We start from the raw sequence: 18,992 nt of genomic DNA on the forward strand, positions 1-18,992 counted from the left end.
TCTCGGCGCCGACAGACATCCGTCCACCGACGTGAATAATGGCCAAACGACAGCTTTTCACGAACCAATCGGTACATTTCGTTGAACAAAATGTAACCAGCATTTGCTACGCGCTCGCCGCAACGGGATAATGCGCGCCACTCGACGCTCAGCGTCACGTCAGGTGAATCGCCGATTTTGCGACTTGCCGCGTCAAGAAAGCCCGCAGGGGCGGGATGAATGTCTGTGATCAACTTCAACATCGCCCAATGGCGCGCGTGGGCCCCTGGGCTCGAAAGCGTGGACGATTGGCAGGCCTGGAGCCGACAACCGGTCGTGCTGCCAAGCTGCGATGCCGCCCCCGACGTCTCGTTTCTGCCGGCCATGCAACGGCGGCGGCTCAGCCGTCTGGCGCGGATGGCGTTCAGTGTCGGCTGGCCATTGGCCGATGGTCGCCCTGACCTACCGTTGGTCTTTATTTCCCGCCACGGCGAAACCCCGCGCACCTTCGAAATCCTCAGCGATCTGGCCGCCGATCAGCCCCTGTCGCCGACTCAGTTCAGCCTGTCTGTGCATAACGCAGTCATCGGCCTGTGGTCGATCATGCGCGGCGAAACCAGCGAAATGACCGCGCTGGCTGCGGCCGGCGATGGCCTTGAACACGGCATGCTAGAGGCTGCGGCGCTGCTTGGCGAAGGAGCGCCCGCCGTCCTGCTGGTGGTCACCGAAGAGCAGCCACCCGAAGCCTATTCGACCTGGATCGACGACGTACCCTTTCCCTACGCGGTGGCTTTGTTGCTCACACCGGGCAATGACTGGCAACTGTCCTTGAACAGCACTTCGGATGAGTTGTCCAAAGCCCACTGGCCCCATGCCCTGAATCTCTTGCGTACCCTGCTGGGCCAGCAGACCACCTGCCAACATGCCTGGAAAAATCGTGTATGGAACTGGCAACGCAATCGGTAACCGAAAAAAACCGCGACGCCTATTACTGGCGTTTGCTGGCCACCGCCGCAAGCTTCACCCTCTTCGGATTGGGCGGGCTTTGCCTGCGCCTGGTGGTATTCCCGGTGCTGGGCTGTCTGCCCGGCGATGCGCAGACGCACCGCTTGCGTGCGCGGCAAACCGTCAGCCGCTGTTTCTGGTTTTTCGTCCGGTTCATGGCCCGCACCGGCGTGCTGACCTACGACATCGAGGGCGCGGAAAAACTCGGCCGCCCCGGGCAAATGATCATCGCCAATCACCCGTCGCTGATCGACGTGGTGTTCCTGATCGGCCTGGTGCGCCATTCCAACTGCGTGGTCAAAAGCAGCCTGTGGGAAAACCCCTTCACCCGTGGCCCGTTACGCTGCACCGAATACATCAGCAACGATGGCAGCATGGACATGCTCGACGCCGCGGCCGACGCGCTGAAAAGCGGCCAGACCCTGATCATTTTCCCCGAAGGCACCCGCACCCAGCCCGGCGAAGCACCCGCCTTCCATCGGGGTGCGGCGTCGATCGCACTGCGCGGTGCGAAAATTCTCACACCGGTGGTCATCAAGGTCAGCCCGACCACTTTGACCAAGGCTGAACCCTGGTATCGGATCCCTAAACGTCGCGTGCACTTCAGTTTCCGTGTCGGGGCCGATATAGACCCACAGGCCTTCGCTGCACAAGGCCCGGCGCCTCAAGCCTCGCGCAAGCTCAATGATTACCTGCATCACTACTTTATTAAGGAGCTCGCCGAAGATGAGCGATCTGCACCGTGAAATAAAACTGTTGATCATCGACGCCCTTGGCCTCGAAGACATCAGCGTCGAAGACATCGGCAATGACCAGACGCTGTTCGGTGAAGGTCTGGGCCTGGACTCCGTCGACGCCCTGGAACTCGGCCTGGCGATCCAGAAAAAGTACGGCATCAAAATCGATGCCGACGCCAAGGACACCCGCAATCACTTCAGCAACGTGGCGAGCCTTGCGGCGTTCGTCACTGCAAAACAGGCAGCTTGAGACCGGACCATGCAAACTCGTGACGACATTTTCAACACCTTGCGCGATGCCTTGGTCGAACTCTTCGAGCTGGATCCAGAACGTGTCAGCCTCGACTCCAACCTGTATCAGGACCTGGAAATCGACAGCATTGACGCGGTCGACCTGATCGATCACATCAAACGCCAGACCGGCAAGAAAATCGCCGCCGAAGAATTCAAATCGGTGCGTACCGTCAGCGACGTCGTCGAGGCGGTCTACCGTCTGGTTCAGCCGGCCGCATGAGTCGACTGATCGGCCTCGGCCTGCTGCTCGCGGGGCTGCTGTACCCTTTCGCGGTGTATTTCGGCATGGAGCATTTCGCCCCGTGGCAGTTCGGCCTGCTGCTGGGCAGCCTGTGGCTGGCGCGAGCGGTGACGGGCGTGCGGCGACCAGGAAGCCTGTGGATGGCCATCGTCGCCATCGTGTTTTGCCTGTTGCTCGCACTGTTCGACAGCCCCGCCATGCTGCGCTGGTACCCCGTGCTGATCAGCGGCTTCATGCTGGTGCTGTTCGGGTTGAGCCTGAAATTCGGCCCGCCGATGATCGAGCGCCTGGCCCGCCTGCGTGAGCCACGCTTGCCGGCCAAGGCCATTCGCTATACCCGCCAGGTCACCATTGCCTGGTGCTGGTTTTTTCTTTGCAACGGTTTGTGCGCCGCCGCCCTGACCCTCTGGGCGCCGCTGAGTTGGTGGATGTTGTACACCGGCCTGATCTCCTATGGGTTGATCGGCCTGATGTTTGCCATTGAATGGCTTATACGACAACGGGTACGAGGCCACCCATGAATTGGATAAAACTTGAGCACCTGTTGCTCAAGGCTCAACCGGAACGCGCCGTGACGGCCGAGCCGGTGCTGAATCACGCACAATTGTGCGAACAGGCCCTGAGCCTGGCCGCCGGCCTGCAAGCGCAGGGTGTGCAGCGCATTGCCGTGCATCTGGAAGACGCCGCCGACCTGGCAATTGCCCTGCTCGGCGCCTGGCGGGCCGGGGTCAGCGTGTTGCTGCCTGCCGACCTGCAACCCCAGACGCGCCAGCGCTGGTCGAGTGAAGTCGATCTGTGGCTGACGGATCAGGCCGATGACGCTCAGTTGAGCGACTATCGCCATGCGCCGCTGAGTGGCGCTGCGCTGGACCTGGATCGCTGCACGCTTAGCCTGTGCACCTCCGGCTCCAGTGGCGCACCCAAACGCATCGACAAAAACCTGCGCCAACTGGCCAATGAAGTCGAAGCCCTGGAACACCTCTGGGGCGCCGATCTGGCTGAAGCCTGCATCATCGGCAGCGTCGCCACCCAACACATCTACGGTTTGCTGTTTCGGGTGTTGTGGCCGCTGTGTGCCGGGCGCTCGTTCGTGCGCAAGCAACTGGCCTTTCCGGAAGATTTGCAGCGCGCCAGCCGCGAACACCCGGCCTTCGCCTGGGTCGCCAGCCCGGCGCTGCTCAAACGCATGGGCGACAACCTCGACTGGCCGGCCTTGAGCGCGGTTCGTCGGGTGTTTTCCTCGGGCGGCGCATTGCCGGCCGAGGCGGCGCATTGCCTGCAGCAACGCCTGCAACAGTGGCCGACGGAAATCTTCGGCAGCTCGGAAACCGGCGGCATTGCCTGGCGCCAGGGACTTGATTTGTGGCAGCCGTTTGCCGGTATCGAATTGAGCCAGGACAGCGATGGCGCGCTGCTCATTGCCTCGCCGTACCTGCCGCCCGGCCATATTGAACACACCGCGGATGCCGCGCGAATCGCTGCCGATGGCCGCTTCGAATTGCTGGGCCGTCTGGACCGGATCGTCAAACTGGAAGAAAAACGTATCTCCCTGCCGATGCTGGAACACGCGCTGATGGCCCACGACTGGGTCGCCGAAGCGCGCCTGGGCGTGGTTCAGGAAAATCGCGCTTCACTGGGTGCGTTGCTGGTGCTGAGTGAGCAAGGTTTGCATGCCTTGCGCAATCAAGGTCGACGCACCCTCACTCAGGCATTGCGCCAACACCTGAGTCAGCATTGCGAAGCCCTTGCCTTGCCTCGACGCTGGCGTTTACTGCGGCAGTTGCCGCTGAACGCTCAGGGCAAACTGCCTCAGGCCGACGTCGAAGCGCAGCTGCTGGCGCCGCGTCCGAAGGCACCGCAAGTGCTGGAGCAGGTCGAAGCCGATGGCGAATGGAGCCTGCAACTGGCGGTGCCACCGGACCTCGCCTACTTCAGCGGCCATTTCCCTCAGGCGCCGGTATTGCCCGGCGTGGTGCAAGTGGATTGGGCGTTGAGCCTTGGCCAGCAACTGATGAACCTGCCGGAAAAATTCGCCGGCATGGAAGTGCTGAAGTTCCAGCAACTGGTGCGCCCCGGCGATGAAATCCAGTTACACCTGCGTTTCGACCCGGTACGCAGCAAGTTGTATTTCGCCTATCGCAACGAGACCGCCACGTGTTCCAGCGGGCGGATTTTGCTGGAGGCTTCGAGTGATGCATAAATTTGGTGAGTGCTACGCACTCAATCGCGAGCAGGCTCGCTCCCACAGGGTGTCTGCGTCGCGCACGAATCTAGTGTGGGAGCGAGCCTGCTCGCGATGGAATCAACGCGGTCTCCCAGGTGTACGCCAACATGCATAACCCCTGCGCCGTCGTGCCCGTCTACAACCACGAAACCGCCATCACCACAGTGGTCGACGCCCTGATTACCTGCGGCCTGCCATGCATTCTGGTGGACGATGCCAGCAGCCCGGCCTGCGCAAAGGTGCTCGATCGCCTGGCTGAGCGCGAGATGGTCTACCTGATCCGCCTCGCCGCCAACCAGGGCAAGGGTGGCGCGGTCATGACCGGTCTGCGCGAAGCCTCACGCCTGGGCTTCAGCCACGCCTTGCAGGTGGACGCCGACGGCCAGCACGACCTGCAAGACGTCGCGACGTTCATCGAGCACTCACGCACCCATCCGCGCGAGGTGATCTGCGGCTATCCGCAATACGACGCCAGTGTGCCGAAAGGTCGGTTGTACGCCCGCTACCTGACGCACGTGATGGTGTGGATCAACACCTTGTCGTTGCAGATTCGCGATTCCATGTGCGGTTTCCGCGTCTATCCATTGTCACCGACCCTCGCCGTGATCGAATCGGCCAAAGTCGGCAAGCGCATGGACTTCGACTCGGACATTCTGGTGCGCCTGTCCTGGCGCAATCAGCCGATGCAGTGGCTGCCCACCAAGGTGCATTACCCGCTGGACGGCGTCTCGCATTTCCGCATGTTCCACGACAATGTGCTGATTTCGAGCATGCACACCCGGTTGTTCTTCGGCATGTTGCTGCGGGCGCCGGTGATCCTCTGGCGGCGGTGGCGAGCATGAGCAGCAACGTCGACAAAAAACATTGGGCCGACCGCGAGGAGCGCGGCAGTTTCTGGCTGATGAAGCTCACTGCGTTCGGCGCCAAAGTCCTTGGCCGCCGACTGTTGAGCCCGCTGTTGTACGGCATCGTTCTGTACTTTTTCCTGTTCGGTCGCAGCGCCCGCCGCAGTGCCTGGCAATACCAGCAACGCCTCGCCGACTGGAGCGCTCTCACTGAATTGCGCCCGACCCATTGGCGGGTATTCGGTCAGTTCATGGCTTTCGCAGATTCGATGCTCGACAAACTCGACGTGTGGAACGGCAAGCTGAGCATCGAGCAGATCGAAATCGTCGACCCGGCGTTGCTGCGCAATCAGTTGCGTGGCAGCCGCGGGCAACTGCTGGTGGGCGCACACCTGGGCAATCTCGAAGTCTGCCGCGCGCTGGCGGAGATCGGCGAAAAGGTCACGATGAACGTGCTGGTGCACACCAAGCACGCCGAGCAGTTCAACCGTTTGCTGGGCGAAGCCGGGGCCACCAATCTGCGGCTGATTCAGGTCAGCGAACTGGACCCGGTGATCATGCTGCAACTGCACGAGCGCCTGGAGCGCGGCGAATGGCTGGCGATTGCCGGTGATCGCGTGCCGTTGCACGGCGGTCGCAGCGTGACCGTGGATTTCCTTGGCCATCCGGCAAAATTTCCGCAGGGCCCGTGGTTGTTGGCCGGCCTGTTGAAATGCCCGGTCAACCTGATGCTGTGCCTGAAAAAACCCGACGGCGATTATCGACTGACTCTCGAACCGTTCGCCGATGCGATCACCTGGAAGCGCAGCGACCGCGAGCAGGTCATTCATCAGTGGGCGACCCGCTACGCCGAGCGCCTGGGCCACTATTGCCTCGAAGCACCTCAACAATGGTTCAACTTTTACCCTTTCTGGAAGACCGATGACGACGCCAACGCTTGAGCCGGTAACCTTCGGCGAACTCCCTTTGCGCATCGAAGACGTGCTGGCCTTGGCCAACCGTCAGGTGCCGACGCAGTTGCAGGCTGACCCTGCGTACCGCGAGCGCATCGCCAAGGGCGCACGATTCCTCGATTCCCTGCTGGACAAGGAAGGCGTGATTTATGGCGTGACCACCGGTTACGGCGATTCCTGCGTGGTCGCGGTGCCGCTGCATCACGTCGAAGCGTTGCCGCGTCATCTGTACACGTTCCACGGTTGCGGCCTGGGCAAACTGCTCGACGCCCAAGCCACCCGCGCGGTGCTGGCTGCACGCTTGCAGTCGCTGTGCCACGGCGTGTCGGGGGTTCGCATCGAGCTGCTGGAACGCCTGCAAGCATTCCTTGAACACGACATCTTGCCGCTGATCCCGGAAGAAGGTTCAGTGGGCGCCAGCGGTGATCTGACGCCGCTGTCCTATGTCGCCGCGACCTTGTCCGGCGAACGCGAAGTGATGTTCCGTGGCGAACGCCGCCAGGCCGCCGATGTGCACCGCGAACTCGGTTGGGAGCCGCTGGTGCTGCGCCCCAAAGAAGCCCTCGCGCTGATGAACGGCACCGCCGTCATGACCGGCCTCGCTTGCCTGGCCTATGCCCGCGCCGATTACCTGCTGCAACTGGCAACGCGCATCACCGCGCTGAACGTGGTTGCGCTGCAAGGCAATCCCGAGCACTTCGACGAGCGCCTGTTCGCCACCAAACCGCATCCGGGGCAAATGCAGGTCGCCGCGTGGCTGCGCAAGGACCTGGCGATCGACGCGCCGACCGCACCGCTGCATCGCCTGCAAGACCGCTATTCCCTGCGCTGCGCGCCGCACGTGCTCGGCGTCTTGGCCGACAGCCTGAACTGGCTGCGTTCGTTCATCGAGATCGAACTCAACAGCGCCAACGACAACCCGATCATCGACGCCGAAGCCGAGCGCGTGCTGCACGGCGGGCATTTCTATGGCGGCCACATCGCGTTCGCCATGGACAGCCTGAAAAACCTGGTGGCCAACGTGGCCGACCTGCTCGACCGTCAACTCGCGTTGCTGGTGGACGAGCGTTACAACCATGGCTTGCCGAGCAATTTGTCCGGCGCCACGGCAGATCGAGCGATGCTCAACCACGGCTTCAAAGCCGTGCAGATCGGCACCAGCGCCTGGACCGCCGAAGCGTTGAAAAACACCATGCCGGCCAGCGTGTTTTCACGCTCCACCGAATGCCACAACCAGGACAAAGTGAGCATGGGCACCATCGCTGCCCGCGATGCCATTCGTGTGCTGGAGCTGACCGAACAGGTCGCTGCCGCCACGCTGCTCGCCGCCAACCAGGGCGTGTGGCTGCGCAGCAAGGCCGAGGACGCGCGCCCGTTGCCGCCGGCCCTTGCTGCCATGCATGAAGAGCTGGCCAAGGACTTCCCGCCGGTCATCGAAGACCGCGCGCTGGAAGGCGAATTGCGCCTGTGCCTGAAACGGATTGCCGAGCAACACTGGAGGCTGCATGCGTAGCAAGGGAGTGCTTCACACTGATACGGAAATCCTCGTGCCGTTCTTTGACGTCGACAGCATGAACGTGGTCTGGCACGGCCATTACGTCAAATACCTGGAAATCGCCCGTTGTGCGCTGCTGGATAAAATCGGCCACAACTACACGGCCATGTCCGAGTCGGGTTACGCCTGGCCGGTGATCGACCTGCAATTGCGCTATGTGCGTGGTGCGGTGTTCGGCCAAAAGCTGAACGTGCGCGCCAATCTGGTGGAGTGGGAGAACCGGCTGAAGATCAACTACCTGATCAGCGACCTGGAAACCGGCGAACGCTTGACCCGCGCCGTCTCCGTGCAGGTCGCCGTCGACATGGGCAGCCGCGAGATGCAATTGGCCTCACCCAAGATCTTCACCGACGCCGTCGCAAGGGCCCTGTCATGATTTTCTGCCACCCCCGTTCCCCTGTAGGAGCCGGCTTGCCGGCGATGGTCGTTAACGATGACGCTGGACACCTGACACTCCGCGGCGTTCTCAGGTTTTTCGCGAGCAAGCTCGCTCCTACAGTGTTGTGCGTGTTGCTGGGCATTCCAGGCCTGGCCCATGCCTTCGATCTGCAACAGCTCAGCGATCAACTGGCCAAACCCGATGTGATCCACGGCCACTTCATCCAGGAAAAACACCTGCGCGCCCTGCCCCAGCCGCTGACCAGCAAAGGCACCTTCGTTCTCGCTAAAAACCACGGCCTGCTGTGGTTGTTGAAAACTCCGCTGCAACAGGATTACCGCATCACCGGCAAAGGCATTGCGCGACGTGACGCCAGCGGCTGGCAAATGCTGCCCGGCAAGAGTGCCGGCGCCGAGCAGAACCGCTTGTTCCTCGCCGTGCTGCAAGGCGACAGCAGCGGGCTGCAACGGGACTTCGAACTGTCGCTGAGCGGTGAGGCGCAGAACTGGAAACTGACGCTGACCCCGCGTTCGCTGCTGCTCAAGCAGGTGTTCAATCAGATCAACATCACCGGTGGCGAATTGGTGAACACCATCGAACTGCTGGAAACCCAGGGTGACAGCACCTTGCTGCGGATGCAGGACAGCACCGCCACCCAACCGTTGAGCGACGCGGAGCAACATGACTTTGCCGAGTGAACGCACGCTTCCACGGCTGTTTCTGATCCTGCTGCTGGCGGTGCTCGCGCTCGCCGGCTGGCAATGGCGGGACGGTGCGCCGCTGTCGGCCAACCTGATGGAACTGGTGCCGGGCACGGCGCCGGACGCGCTGGAACTGCGCGCCGAACAACGCATGCAAGAACCGCTGAACCGCGAAATGCTGGTGCTGGTCGGTCACACCGATCGCCAGCAAGCCGTGGCCATGGCGCAGAAACTGGGCGAGCAATGGCAGGCCAGCGGTTTGTTCGAAAAGGTCCAGTGGACCCTGCAAGCCGACTTGCCGGCGCTGCGCACGCAACTGCTGCAAGGCAGGTTGGCGATGCTCTCGGCAGCGGATCGCCAACAATTGATCGAGCACCCCGACGCGTTTATCCAGCAACGGGTGCAGGCATTGTTCGACCCATTCACCGGTTTCAGCCTGGTGGCGAGCCAGGATGACTGGCTGGGCCTGACCGGGCGCATCCAGAACAGCCAGCCGCAACACGGTTCGGTGCAACTGGACATCGGCAGCGGCGCACTGGTCGCCGATGCTGACGGCAAGAGCTGGGTGTTGCTGCGGGCGCGCACCACCGGCAATGCTTTCGACATGAACCTGCCGCTGCAAGTGGCTGATCTGCTCAAGCACAGCCGTGAAGAAGCGGCCCAGGCTGACGTGCAGCTGCTGGCCGCCAGCGGTTTGCTCTACGCGGCCAACGGGCAGCGGCAAGCCACACGCGAGATAACCTGGGTCGGCGGTGGTGCCACCGTCGGCATTCTGTTGCTGTTGTTGCTGGCCTTCCGCCGTTTGCGCGTATTGCTGGCGTTCGTCCCGGTGCTGGTGGGCATGCTGTTTGGCGCGGTGGCGTGCGTGGCGCTGTTCGGCCATATGCATGTGATGACGCTGGTGCTCGGCTCCAGCCTGATCGGCGTCGCGGTCGATTACCCGCTGCACTATTTGTCCAAGAGCTGGAGCCTGAAACCCTGGCACAGCTGGCCGGCGTTGCGCCTGACCTTGCCGGGGCTGACGCTGAGCCTGATCACCAGTTGCATCGGTTACCTCGCGCTGGCCTGGACCCCGTTCCCGGCCCTGACCCAGATCGCCGTGTTCTCCGCCGCCGGCCTGCTCGGCGCCTACCTGTCTGCGGTGTGCCTGTTGCCTGCGCTGCTCAAGGGTTCGGATTTGCGCCCGGCGCAATGGCCATTGCGCGTCGCCGAGTATTTGCTGGCACTGCGCGAAAGGCTGTTGAAAATCGCCCGTACGCCCGTGCTGCTGGTGCTGCTGATTGCCTTCTGCGTGGGCGGTCTGTTGCAGCTCGATACCAAAAACGATATTCGCCAATGGGTCGGCGCACCGCAGCAATTGACCGACGAAGCCCAGACTATTGCGCGCATCACCGGCTACCAACCCACCAGCCAGTTCTTCCTGGTGCGAGCGGCCAATCAACAAGCATTGCTCGAACGCCAAACCGCGTTGAGCGAGCGGCTGGATCAGCTGGTCAATCTGAACAAACTTCAAGGCTATCTATCGCTGAATCAACTGGTCAGCCAGCCTAGCGAACAACGGCAAGTGCGCGAAGCGCTGAACAAGTTGCCGGCGTTCTGGCAACCGCTGCTCGACGTCGGCGTGCCGGTCGAAGCACTGAAAACCGAATTGGCGAAGTTGCAGGCCCTGCCGGTCGAAGACATCGACAGCGCACTGACCGGTCCGCTGGCCGAACCCTATCGCACGCTATGGCTGGGCCCGACCGAAGACGGCGTGGCGGCGATGGTCAGCCTGCAAGGCCTGAACAACCCTGCACTGCTGCGGGTGCAAGCGCTGGATCTGCCGGGGGTGGAACTGGTGGATCGTCTGGGCGAATTGAATAACGTGTTCGCCAAAACCCAGATCAGCGCTGCGGAACTGAAACTCGCCTCCTGCGTGCTGATCGTACTGGTGCTGATCCTGCCGTTCGGCCTTGGCGGCGCCTTGCGCATCGTCGCCCTGCCGTTGCTGGCGGCGCTGTGCAGCCTCGCCAGTCTCGGCTGGCTCGGACAGCCGCTGACGTTGTTCAGCCTGTTCGGCCTGCTGCTGGTGACGGCGATCAGCGTCGATTACGCGATCCTCATGCGCGAACAGGTCGGCGGCGCCGCCGTCAGCCTGCTGGGCACCCTGCTGGCGGCGTTGACCACGTGGCTGTCGTTCGGATTGCTGGCCGTGTCCAGCACCCCCGCGGTGAGTAACTTCGGGTTGTCGGTGAGCCTCGGCCTGGCGTTCAGCTTCATCCTCGCGCCGTGGGCCGGACGGCACGTGCAAGCGGCCACGGTCGCGGAGTCGGCAGCGTGATGGTCGTGTTGTTCTGGGCAATGGCCCTGGCGCTGTTCGCCGTGGCCACGCGTGTCGGGCGCCACTTCGGTTTGATCCCGATCGTCAGCCAATTGTTGCTGGCCACCGTCGGTTTGCCGCTGCTGATGTACTTCTGGATCGAACCTCAATGGCACTTGAGCGGCGCAACGCTGGTCGCTCCGATCTGGCTGAAAAACCTCTACAGCCTGAGTTTCGCGCTATTGCTGGGCTACATCCTCAGCGACGTGATCGACCTGCGCCTGGACCGCCAGAGCCTGAAAATCGCCCTGCCGAGTTTCTGCATTCCGTTCGCCGGCGGGCTCGCGACAGCGATCTGGCTGTTGCCGCCACAGCCGTGGATCAGCTCTTTGGCGGTCGGGCTGCTGTTCGCCATTACCGCGATTCCGGTGTTGTACCTGTACCTTCGGCATATCGATTACCCGGTCGCCGCGACCCGGCGCCTGGTACAAACCGCGATCCTCATCGACCTCACGTGCTGGACCGTGTTCGCCATCGCCCAAGGCAGCCTGCACCTGAGCAGTTTGCTGCTGCCCTTGGTCTGCGCATGTGTGCCCTTGCTGCTGCGGGTACTCGGCTTGCGCCAGCCACGACTCTACAGCGGGTGTTTCTTCGCGTTGCTGGTGGTGGCCGAGCACTACAAGCTCAATGCGCTGATTGTCGGCATCGGTTACTTGTTGTGCATGGCCGCGCTGAAGGTGCCGCTGGTGCTGCCAATGCCGGCGGCGTGGATGAATCGCCTGCAGACCTGGATCGCGATCCCGTTGATCCTGACGTTCGGCATCGTGCAGATCAACGTCCACAGCGCCATGGACAGCCTGAGCTGGGCGCAACTGGCTGCGCTGCTGCTGTTCCCGATTGCCAGCAAACTGCTGGGCAACTGGCTGGGACTTGGCTGGGCCGGCGCTTCGTTTGCGGGCGCCAGTCGCTGGCGCGAAAGTGTGCTGCTCAATATTCGCGGCTTGAGCGAGATCGTCTTTCTCAACCTGCTGCTGCAACAACAGCTCATCAGCCCGCCGCTGTACTTTGCGCTGATGCTGATGGGTCTTATCGCGACATTGCTGCCGGCATTGGCCGGCATGCACCGAATCCCTTTGAAAGCTGCCGTCCCGGCAAGGAGCCCCCATGCCAATCGTTGAAATGGAACGTCGTCAGGTAGTGATCATCGGCGCCGGTCCATCGGGCGCCATCGCCGCCGCGCTGCTCAAGCGCAAGGGTCACGATGTTTTAGTGATCGAACGCCAGCATTTCCCACGGTTCTCCATCGGCGAAAGCCTGCTGTCGCACTGCCTGGATTTCGTCGAAGAAGCCGGCATGCTCGAGGCGGTTAACGCTGCAGGTTTCCAGCTGAAAACCGGTGCGGCGTTCGCCTGGGGCGAGCAGTACAGCGCCTTCGATTTCGGCGACACCTTCAGCAACGGCAAGCCGACCACGTTTCAAGTCCAGCGCGCCGATTTCGACAAACTGCTGGCCGATCAAGCCGCGCTGCAAGGCGCGGAAATCCGCTATGGCGAAGCGATCGTCAGCGTCGATATCGAGCGGGAAAAACCGCTGCTCGGTGTGCAGCGCGAGGACGGCAGCGAGTACCGCGTCGAGGCTGATTTCATGCTCGATGCCAGCGGCTACGGCCGCGTCCTGCCGCGCCTGCTCGACCTTGAGGCACCCTCGAATTTCCCGGTGCGCCAGGCGGTATTCACCCACGTCGAAGACCACATCGACCACCCGGGTTTCGACCGCACGAAAATCCTCGTCACCACGCATCCAACCAAACGCGATGTCTGGTTCTGGACCATCCCGTTCAGCAACGGCCGTTGCTCGGTGGGCGTGGTCGCGGCGGCGGAGCATTTCGCCGGTCGTGCCGATAATCTGGACGATTGCCTGCGCGGTTTCATTGCCGAAACGCCAAGCCTCTCCAGCGTGTTGAACAACGCGGTGTGGGATACACCGGCGCGCACCATCGGCGGCTACTCGGCCAACGTCAAAACCCTGCACGGCCAGGGTTTTGCGCTGCTGGGCAACGCGGCGGAGTTTCTCGACCCGGTGTTCTCCTCCGGCGTGACCATCGCCATGCGTTCGGCGAGCATGGCCGCCGGTGTTTTGCACCGACAGTTGCTAGGGGAAAGCGTCGACTGGCAAACCGAGTTCGCCACACCGCTCAAGCGTGGCGTCGACACTTTCCGCTGCTACGTTGAAGGCTGGTATGCCGGGACGTTCCAAGATGTGATTTTCCATCCGGACAGCTCGCCGGACATCCGCCGCATGATCAGTTCGATTCTCGCCGGTTATGCCTGGGATGAACGCAATCCATTCGTCGCCGAACCGAAACGCCGGCTGCGGATGCTGTCGGAACTCTGTGCAAGGGATGCCACATGAGCTACTTGAGCGACAACTACGTCGAGGAGACGCGCTTCGGGTTCTGGTTCCTGCGCAGCCACACCTGGCAGCACCATGTGCTGCGTGTGGCGATCAATGACCTGCGCAGCCTGTTCAGCGAACCGTTGCCCGCCCATCCGGTGTTGCTGGATGCCGGTTGCGGCCAGGGCAAGTCGTTCCAGTACCTGCGCCAGACCTTTGCGCCACAGCGCCTGATCGGCGTGGACGCCGACCCGCACAGCCTCGACCTGAGCGGCGCAGAAGCCACCCGTCAGGGCATGAACGTGGAGTTGATCGGCAGCGACTGCGCCACGCTGGCCGTGCCGGATGCCAGTGTCGACCTGCTGTTCTGCCACCAGACCTTCCACCATCTGGTAGAACAGGACAAAGCGCTCGCCGAGTTCTACCGTGTGCTCAAGCCGGGCGGTTATCTGCTGTTCGCCGAATCCACCGAGGCTTACATTGATACTTGGGTGATCCGCTGGTTGTTCCGCCATCCGATGCATGTGCAGAAGAGCGCCGCCGGGTACCTTGAAATGATTCGTCGCCAGGGTTTCGAATTCGGCCCGCACAACGTGTCTTATCCTTACTTGTGGTGGAGTCGCGCCAAGGATTTCGGCCTGCTTGAACGCTGGGGTCTGCGCCAGCCAAAACCCTTCGGCCAACGGGAAGAAACCCTGGTCAATGTGGTGGCGCGCAAACCGCTTGAAGGTGCTGTGTGATGTCTAGTGCAACTCAAAACTGTAGCAGTGAGCCTGCTCGCGATAGTGGTGTGTCAGTCAGCATAAATATCGACTGTATGGCCGCCATCGCGAGCAGGCTCGCTCCCACAGGGTATGCGGCGGTGTTGAGATTTTTGCTCATTGGCGCGGTCCTGCTGATCAGCGCCTGCGCCAGCAAGGCACCGCTGCCCGAGCAAACCCCGAGCCTGCCGTTGCCGCAGCAATTGCACATCCAGCGTCTGGCGGATGGCCAGCGTCAGGACTGGGTACTGGTGATCGCGCGTGAGGGCCCGGGCATTCGCTGGTCGATGATGGACCTGCTGGGCATTCCACAAGCACGTCAGAAACTGATCGACGGTCAATGGCAAGCGGACGGCCTGTTGCCGCCCAACCCGGAAGCCCGTGAGCTGTTCGCGGCTTTGGTGTTTGCGCTGACGCCCAAGGATGAATTGCGCGGCAACTACCCAACGGCCTGGCAGCATGGCGCACAACGCTCCCTGCCCGAGTACTGGGAAGTCCGTTATTCACAACCGATGAGCTTTGAATTGAACCTGCCCAAAGGTCCGACGTACCAAGTCACGCCCCTGTCCGGTGAGACACCATGACCGCCTACCTGAACGCCCTCGGGGTGATCTGCGCCCTGGGCCGCGACAAGCACGAAGTCGCGCGCAACCTGTTTGCCGGCGATTGCTCCGGCATGCGCAGCGAGTCTGGCTGGGTACCGGAACGTTCGTTGCCGGTGGCCGCAGTGCGCGGTGCACTGGCGCCGATCCCGGCGGAACTGGTAAAGCAAAGCACCCGCAACAATCAGTTGTTGCTGGAAGCGGCGCTGCAAATCCGCGACGACATTGATCAAGCGATCCAGACCTACGGCCGCGACCGCATCGGCGTGATCCTCGGCACCAGCACGTCCGGCATCGATGAAGCCAGCCGCGGCCTGGCCCATTACATCCGCGAACATCAGTTCCCGGACTATTACGACTATCAGCAACAGGAACTCGGCGCACCGGCGAATTTCCTTGCCGACTGGCTGCAACTCAGCGGCCCGGCCTATGTGATTTCCACCGCCTGCACCTCCAGCGCCCGTGCGCTGATGAGTGCCCAGCGCCTGTTGGACCTGGGCCTGTGCGACGCGGTGTTGTGCGGCGGCGTCGACAGTTTGTGCAAGCTGACCCTCAACGGCTTCTCGGCGCTGGAAGCGGTGTCTGAACAACGTTGCAACCCGTTTTCGGTCAACCGTAACGGCATCAACATCGGTGAAGCGGCAGTGCTGTTCCTGATGACCAAAGTGGCTGGCGATAAACAATCGATTGCACTGCTCGGCAGTGGCGCCAGCTCAGATGCGCACCACATTTCCGCGCCGGAACCGACCGGCCGTGGCGCCCTGCAAGCGATGCGCAAAGCCCTGGGCCGCGCGAGCCTGCAACCCGAACAGATCGGCTACCTGAACCTGCACGGCACCGCCACCCAACACAATGACGCCATGGAAAGCCTCGCGGTGTCGGCCTTGTTCCCGGCCGGCGTGCCGTGTTCTTCGACCAAACCGATGACCGGTCATACCCTCGGCGCGGCCGGCGCTCTGGAAGCGGCGTTCTGCTGGCTGAGCCTGAGCGCTGACAATCAAACACATACGTTGCCGCCACATGTCTGGGACGGCCAGCCTGACCCGCAACTGCCAGCCCTGAATTGGGTGACCCCGGCCGATCGCCTGGCGTCCATTGCACCTCGCTACCTGATGAGCAACTCCTTTGCCTTCGGTGGCAATAACGTCAGCCTGATTATCGGAGACGCCCCATGATTGACTGGCCGCTCGCCGAACTGCTGCCGCACGCTGGCGACATGATCCTCATCGATCAGATCCTCGCGTTCGATGACGAGCAGATCCATACCCGCCTCACCGTCAAGCCCGATGGCCTGTTCAACCGTCCCGACGGCAGCCTGCCGGCGTGGGTCGGCATCGAACTGATGGCCCAGAGTGTCGCCGCCTTCGCCGGCTGCCATGCGCGCCAGCGAGGTGATGCGGTGGAGCTGGGCTTCCTGCTCGGCACCCGCAAATTCGAATGCAATGTCGACCACTTTCCCGCCGGCACCGAGCTGACTATCCATGGGCTGCGTTCACTGGAAGACGACAACGGCATGGGCGTGTTCGAATGCCACATCAACGCCCCCGGCATTCACGCTACCGCCCGTCTGAACGTGTTTCGTCCACCGCAAGCCGCTCAATATCTTCATGAAACCCCACAAAGCTCTTCACAAGGCTTTTCACAAGGAACGCAGGCATGACTGAATCCGTACTGGTCACCGGTTCCAGCCGTGGCATCGGCCGCGCTATCGCGTTGCGTCTGGCTCAGGCCGGGCATGACATCGTGCTGCATTGCCGCAGCGGCCTGGTTGACGCCGAAGGGGTGAAGGCCGAAATCGAAGCCTTGGGCCGCAACGCACGCATCCTGCAATTCGACGTGTCTGACCGCGCCAGTTGCAAAGCCATTCTCGAAGCCGACGTGGAAAGCCATGGCGCCTATTACGGCGTGGTGCTCAACGCCGGCCTGACGCGTGACGGTGCTTTTCCGGCGCTGAGCGAGGATGATTGGGATGTGGTGATGCGCACCAACCTCGACGGTTTCTACAACGTGCTGCACCCGGTGATGATGCCGATGATCCGTCGTCGCGCCGCCGGGCGAATTGTCTGCATCACCTCGGTTTCCGGTTTGATCGGCAATCGCGGGCAGGTCAATTACAGTGCCTCCAAGGCCGGTTTGATTGGCGCGGCAAAAGCGTTGGCGATTGAACTGGGCAAGCGCAAAATCACCGTCAATTGCGTCGCACCCGGCCTGATCGACACCGCCATGCTCGACGAAAACGTGCCAGTGGAAGAACTGATGAAAATGATTCCCGCACAGCGCATGGGCACCCCGGAAGAGGTGGCCGGCGCGGTGAATTTCCTGATGTCGGCGGAAGCGTCGTACATCACCCGGCAGGTTCTGGCCGTCAACGGAGGCCTGTGCTGATGAAGCGCGTCGTCGTCACCGGCATGGCCGGCATCACCTCACTGGGCAGCGACTGGGAAACCATCGCCGGCAACTTCGCAGCCAACCGCAGCGGCATCCGCCGCATGGACGAGTGGGACCGTTTCACCGAGCTCAACACGCGCCTGGCAGGTCCCATTGATGATTTCAAAGTGCCGAGCCACTGGACCCGCAAGCAACTGCGCAGCATGGGCCGCGTCTCGCGCCTGGCCGTCGGCGCGGCGGAACAGGCGTTGGCCGATGCCGGTTTGCTGGGTGACCCTTCGATCAAGGACGGGCGCATGGGCGTCGCGTGCGGCTCGTCCACCGGCAGCACCGACGAAATCAAGGCATTCGGCAACATGCTGCTCAACTCGGTGGCCGAAGGCCTGAACGCCAACTCCTACGTGCGCATGATGCCGCACACCACGGCGGCCAACATCAGCATCTTCTTCGGCCTCACCGGCCGATTGATCCCGACTTCCAGTGCTTGCACCAGCGGCAGTCAGGGCATCGGTTACGCCTACGAATCGATCAAGTTCGGCCGCTTGCCCTTGATGCTCGCCGGCGGCGCCGAAGAGCTGTGCCCCACCGAAGCCATGGTCTTCGACGCGCTCTACGCCACCAGCCTGAAAAACGACGCGCCGCAGACGTCACCACGCCCTTACGACAGCGCTCGCGATGGCCTGGTGATCGGTGAAGGCGGCGGCATGCTGGTGCTGGAAGAGCTCGAACACGCGCTGGCACGCGGCGCACACATTCACGCCGAACTCGTCGGCTTCGGCAGCAACGCCGACGGCCAGCACACTACCCGTCCAGAGCAGGCCACCATGCGCCGCGCCATGGAGCTGGCCCTGGAAGACGCCGGTTTGCAGCCATCGGACATCGGCTACGTCAACGGTCACGGCACCGCGACTGAACAGGGCGACATCGCTGAAACACTGGCGACCAGCAGCCTGTTCGGCGAACACATGCCGATCAGTTCACAGAAGAGCTTCCTCGGCCACACCCTCGGCGCCTGCGGCGCACTGGAATCCTGGTTCAGCATCGAAATGATGAACCGCGATTTGTACGCACACACCTTCAACCTCGACGAGGTCGATCCGCACTGCGGCAAGCTCGATTACCTGCGCGGCGAGTTTCGGCAGATGAGCAATCAGTATGTGATGAACAACAACTTCGCGTTTGGCGGCGTCAACACCTCGCTGATCTTCAAGCGCTGGTCGTAACGCAATCCCTTGTAGGAGCCGGCTTGCCGGCTCCTACAGGTTTAGGGGTGTGACGATGTTGTGGGGTCATTCAGCTCGTTAGAGATGTCTTAGGAAACGTCCCACAACTGCTACTGAAAAAATGCAAAACCTGTAGGAGCCGGCTTGCTGGCGATAGCGGTGGATCAGTCGACATCAATGCCAACTGACATTCCGCGATCGCCGGCAAGCCGGCTCCTACAGGTTTACGGGTGTGACGATGTTGTGGGGTCATTCAGCTCGTTAGAGACGTCTAAGGAAACGTCCCACAACTGCTACTGAAAAAATGCAAAACCTGTAGGAGCCGGCTTGCTGGCGATAGCGGTGGATCAGTCGACATCAATGTTGAATGACAATCCGCGATCGCCGGCAAGCCGGCTCCTACAGGGTTGTG

20 protein-coding genes are annotated in these 18,992 nt (G+C 62.1%); all 20 read left to right on the forward strand.

The features are described from left to right. Positions 1 to 219 precede the first annotated feature (219 nt). The 20 genes from IB246_RS09220 (at position 220) to IB246_RS09315 (ending at position 18,580) form a co-directional block, all read left to right on the forward strand. On the forward strand, positions 220 to 945 hold the full coding sequence (locus IB246_RS09220; RefSeq protein WP_008042032.1) for a beta-ketoacyl synthase chain length factor: 726 nt from the start codon (positions 220 to 222) through the stop codon (positions 943 to 945). Beyond that, on the forward strand, positions 921 to 1,730 hold the full coding sequence (locus IB246_RS09225) for a lysophospholipid acyltransferase family protein (protein WP_008025119.1): 810 nt from the start codon (positions 921 to 923) through the stop codon (positions 1,728 to 1,730). The genes IB246_RS09220 and IB246_RS09225 overlap by 25 nt, the downstream gene beginning before the upstream one ends. Continuing rightward, positions 1,711 to 1,971 carry a phosphopantetheine-binding protein gene (locus IB246_RS09230; RefSeq protein WP_008025122.1) on the forward strand — a complete coding sequence of 87 codons (261 nt, stop codon included), beginning with the start codon at positions 1,711 to 1,713 and terminating at the stop codon, positions 1,969 to 1,971. Before IB246_RS09225 ends, IB246_RS09230 begins: the two co-directional genes overlap by 20 nt. Before the next feature lie 9 nt (positions 1,972 to 1,980). Continuing rightward, on the forward strand, positions 1,981 to 2,235 hold the full coding sequence (locus IB246_RS09235) for an acyl carrier protein (protein WP_008025124.1): 255 nt from the start codon (positions 1,981 to 1,983) through the stop codon (positions 2,233 to 2,235). Further along, the gene (locus tag IB246_RS09240) at positions 2,232 to 2,777 is read left to right on the forward strand and encodes a hypothetical protein (RefSeq protein WP_008025126.1); all 546 of its coding nucleotides are present in this window, start codon (positions 2,232 to 2,234) and stop codon (positions 2,775 to 2,777) included. Before IB246_RS09235 ends, IB246_RS09240 begins: the two co-directional genes overlap by 4 nt. Further along, a complete protein-coding gene (locus tag IB246_RS09245; RefSeq protein ID WP_008042030.1) occupies positions 2,774 to 4,456 on the forward strand; it encodes an acyl-CoA synthetase family protein in 1,683 nt (560 codons plus the stop codon). Before IB246_RS09240 ends, IB246_RS09245 begins: the two co-directional genes overlap by 4 nt. A 131-nt stretch (positions 4,457 to 4,587) precedes the next feature. Further along, on the forward strand, positions 4,588 to 5,322 hold the full coding sequence (locus IB246_RS09250; protein ID WP_008025129.1) for a glycosyltransferase family 2 protein: 735 nt from the start codon (positions 4,588 to 4,590) through the stop codon (positions 5,320 to 5,322). Further along, positions 5,319 to 6,266, forward strand: coding sequence for a glycosyl transferase (locus IB246_RS09255; protein ID WP_008039898.1), 948 nt, complete (start codon positions 5,319 to 5,321; stop codon positions 6,264 to 6,266). The genes IB246_RS09250 and IB246_RS09255 overlap by 4 nt, the downstream gene beginning before the upstream one ends. Further along, the gene (locus tag IB246_RS09260; RefSeq protein WP_008039899.1) at positions 6,247 to 7,791 is read left to right on the forward strand and encodes an HAL/PAL/TAL family ammonia-lyase; all 1,545 of its coding nucleotides are present in this window, start codon (positions 6,247 to 6,249) and stop codon (positions 7,789 to 7,791) included. The genes IB246_RS09255 and IB246_RS09260 overlap by 20 nt, the downstream gene beginning before the upstream one ends. After that, positions 7,784 to 8,209 carry an acyl-CoA thioesterase gene (locus IB246_RS09265; protein WP_008039900.1) on the forward strand — a complete coding sequence of 142 codons (426 nt, stop codon included), beginning with the start codon at positions 7,784 to 7,786 and terminating at the stop codon, positions 8,207 to 8,209. Before IB246_RS09260 ends, IB246_RS09265 begins: the two co-directional genes overlap by 8 nt. Continuing rightward, positions 8,206 to 8,910 (forward strand): outer membrane lipoprotein carrier protein LolA, encoded by a 705-nt coding sequence (locus tag IB246_RS09270; protein WP_008039902.1) that lies wholly within the window; start codon positions 8,206 to 8,208, stop codon positions 8,908 to 8,910. The genes IB246_RS09265 and IB246_RS09270 overlap by 4 nt, the downstream gene beginning before the upstream one ends. Then, a complete protein-coding gene (locus IB246_RS09275) occupies positions 8,894 to 11,233 on the forward strand; it encodes an MMPL family transporter (RefSeq protein ID WP_008039903.1) in 2,340 nt (779 codons plus the stop codon). Before IB246_RS09270 ends, IB246_RS09275 begins: the two co-directional genes overlap by 17 nt. Further along, entirely contained in the window at positions 11,233 to 12,390 is a 1,158-nt protein-coding gene (locus tag IB246_RS09280; RefSeq protein ID WP_008025140.1) for a hypothetical protein, read from the forward strand. The genes IB246_RS09275 and IB246_RS09280 overlap by 1 nt, the downstream gene beginning before the upstream one ends. Then, on the forward strand, positions 12,377 to 13,624 hold the full coding sequence (locus IB246_RS09285) for an NAD(P)/FAD-dependent oxidoreductase (RefSeq protein ID WP_008039904.1): 1,248 nt from the start codon (positions 12,377 to 12,379) through the stop codon (positions 13,622 to 13,624). Before IB246_RS09280 ends, IB246_RS09285 begins: the two co-directional genes overlap by 14 nt. Then, positions 13,621 to 14,346, forward strand: coding sequence for a class I SAM-dependent methyltransferase (locus IB246_RS09290; RefSeq protein ID WP_008039905.1), 726 nt, complete (start codon positions 13,621 to 13,623; stop codon positions 14,344 to 14,346). Before IB246_RS09285 ends, IB246_RS09290 begins: the two co-directional genes overlap by 4 nt. Further along, positions 14,346 to 14,951, forward strand: a complete 606-nt coding sequence (locus tag IB246_RS09295) for a hypothetical protein (protein WP_008039906.1) — start codon at positions 14,346 to 14,348, stop codon at positions 14,949 to 14,951. The genes IB246_RS09290 and IB246_RS09295 overlap by 1 nt, the downstream gene beginning before the upstream one ends. Then, complete coding sequence (locus IB246_RS09300; RefSeq protein WP_008039907.1) at positions 14,948 to 16,144, forward strand: beta-ketoacyl-[acyl-carrier-protein] synthase family protein; 1,197 nt, start codon at positions 14,948 to 14,950, stop codon at positions 16,142 to 16,144. Before IB246_RS09295 ends, IB246_RS09300 begins: the two co-directional genes overlap by 4 nt. Next, complete coding sequence (locus tag IB246_RS09305; protein WP_008039908.1) at positions 16,141 to 16,629, forward strand: hotdog family protein; 489 nt, start codon at positions 16,141 to 16,143, stop codon at positions 16,627 to 16,629. The genes IB246_RS09300 and IB246_RS09305 overlap by 4 nt, the downstream gene beginning before the upstream one ends. Then, positions 16,626 to 17,354: a 3-oxoacyl-ACP reductase FabG gene (fabG, locus tag IB246_RS09310; RefSeq protein ID WP_008039909.1), complete on the forward strand. Its 729-nt coding sequence runs from the start codon at positions 16,626 to 16,628 to the stop codon at positions 17,352 to 17,354. Before IB246_RS09305 ends, fabG begins: the two co-directional genes overlap by 4 nt. After that, positions 17,354 to 18,580, forward strand: a complete 1,227-nt coding sequence (locus IB246_RS09315; RefSeq protein ID WP_008039910.1) for a beta-ketoacyl-ACP synthase — start codon at positions 17,354 to 17,356, stop codon at positions 18,578 to 18,580. The genes fabG and IB246_RS09315 overlap by 1 nt, the downstream gene beginning before the upstream one ends. Positions 18,581 to 18,992 lie beyond the last annotated feature (412 nt).

It is taken from the genome of Pseudomonas sp. PDM01, from assembly GCF_014852325.1.
GTDB lineage: Bacteria > Pseudomonadota > Gammaproteobacteria > Pseudomonadales > Pseudomonadaceae > Aquipseudomonas > Aquipseudomonas migulae.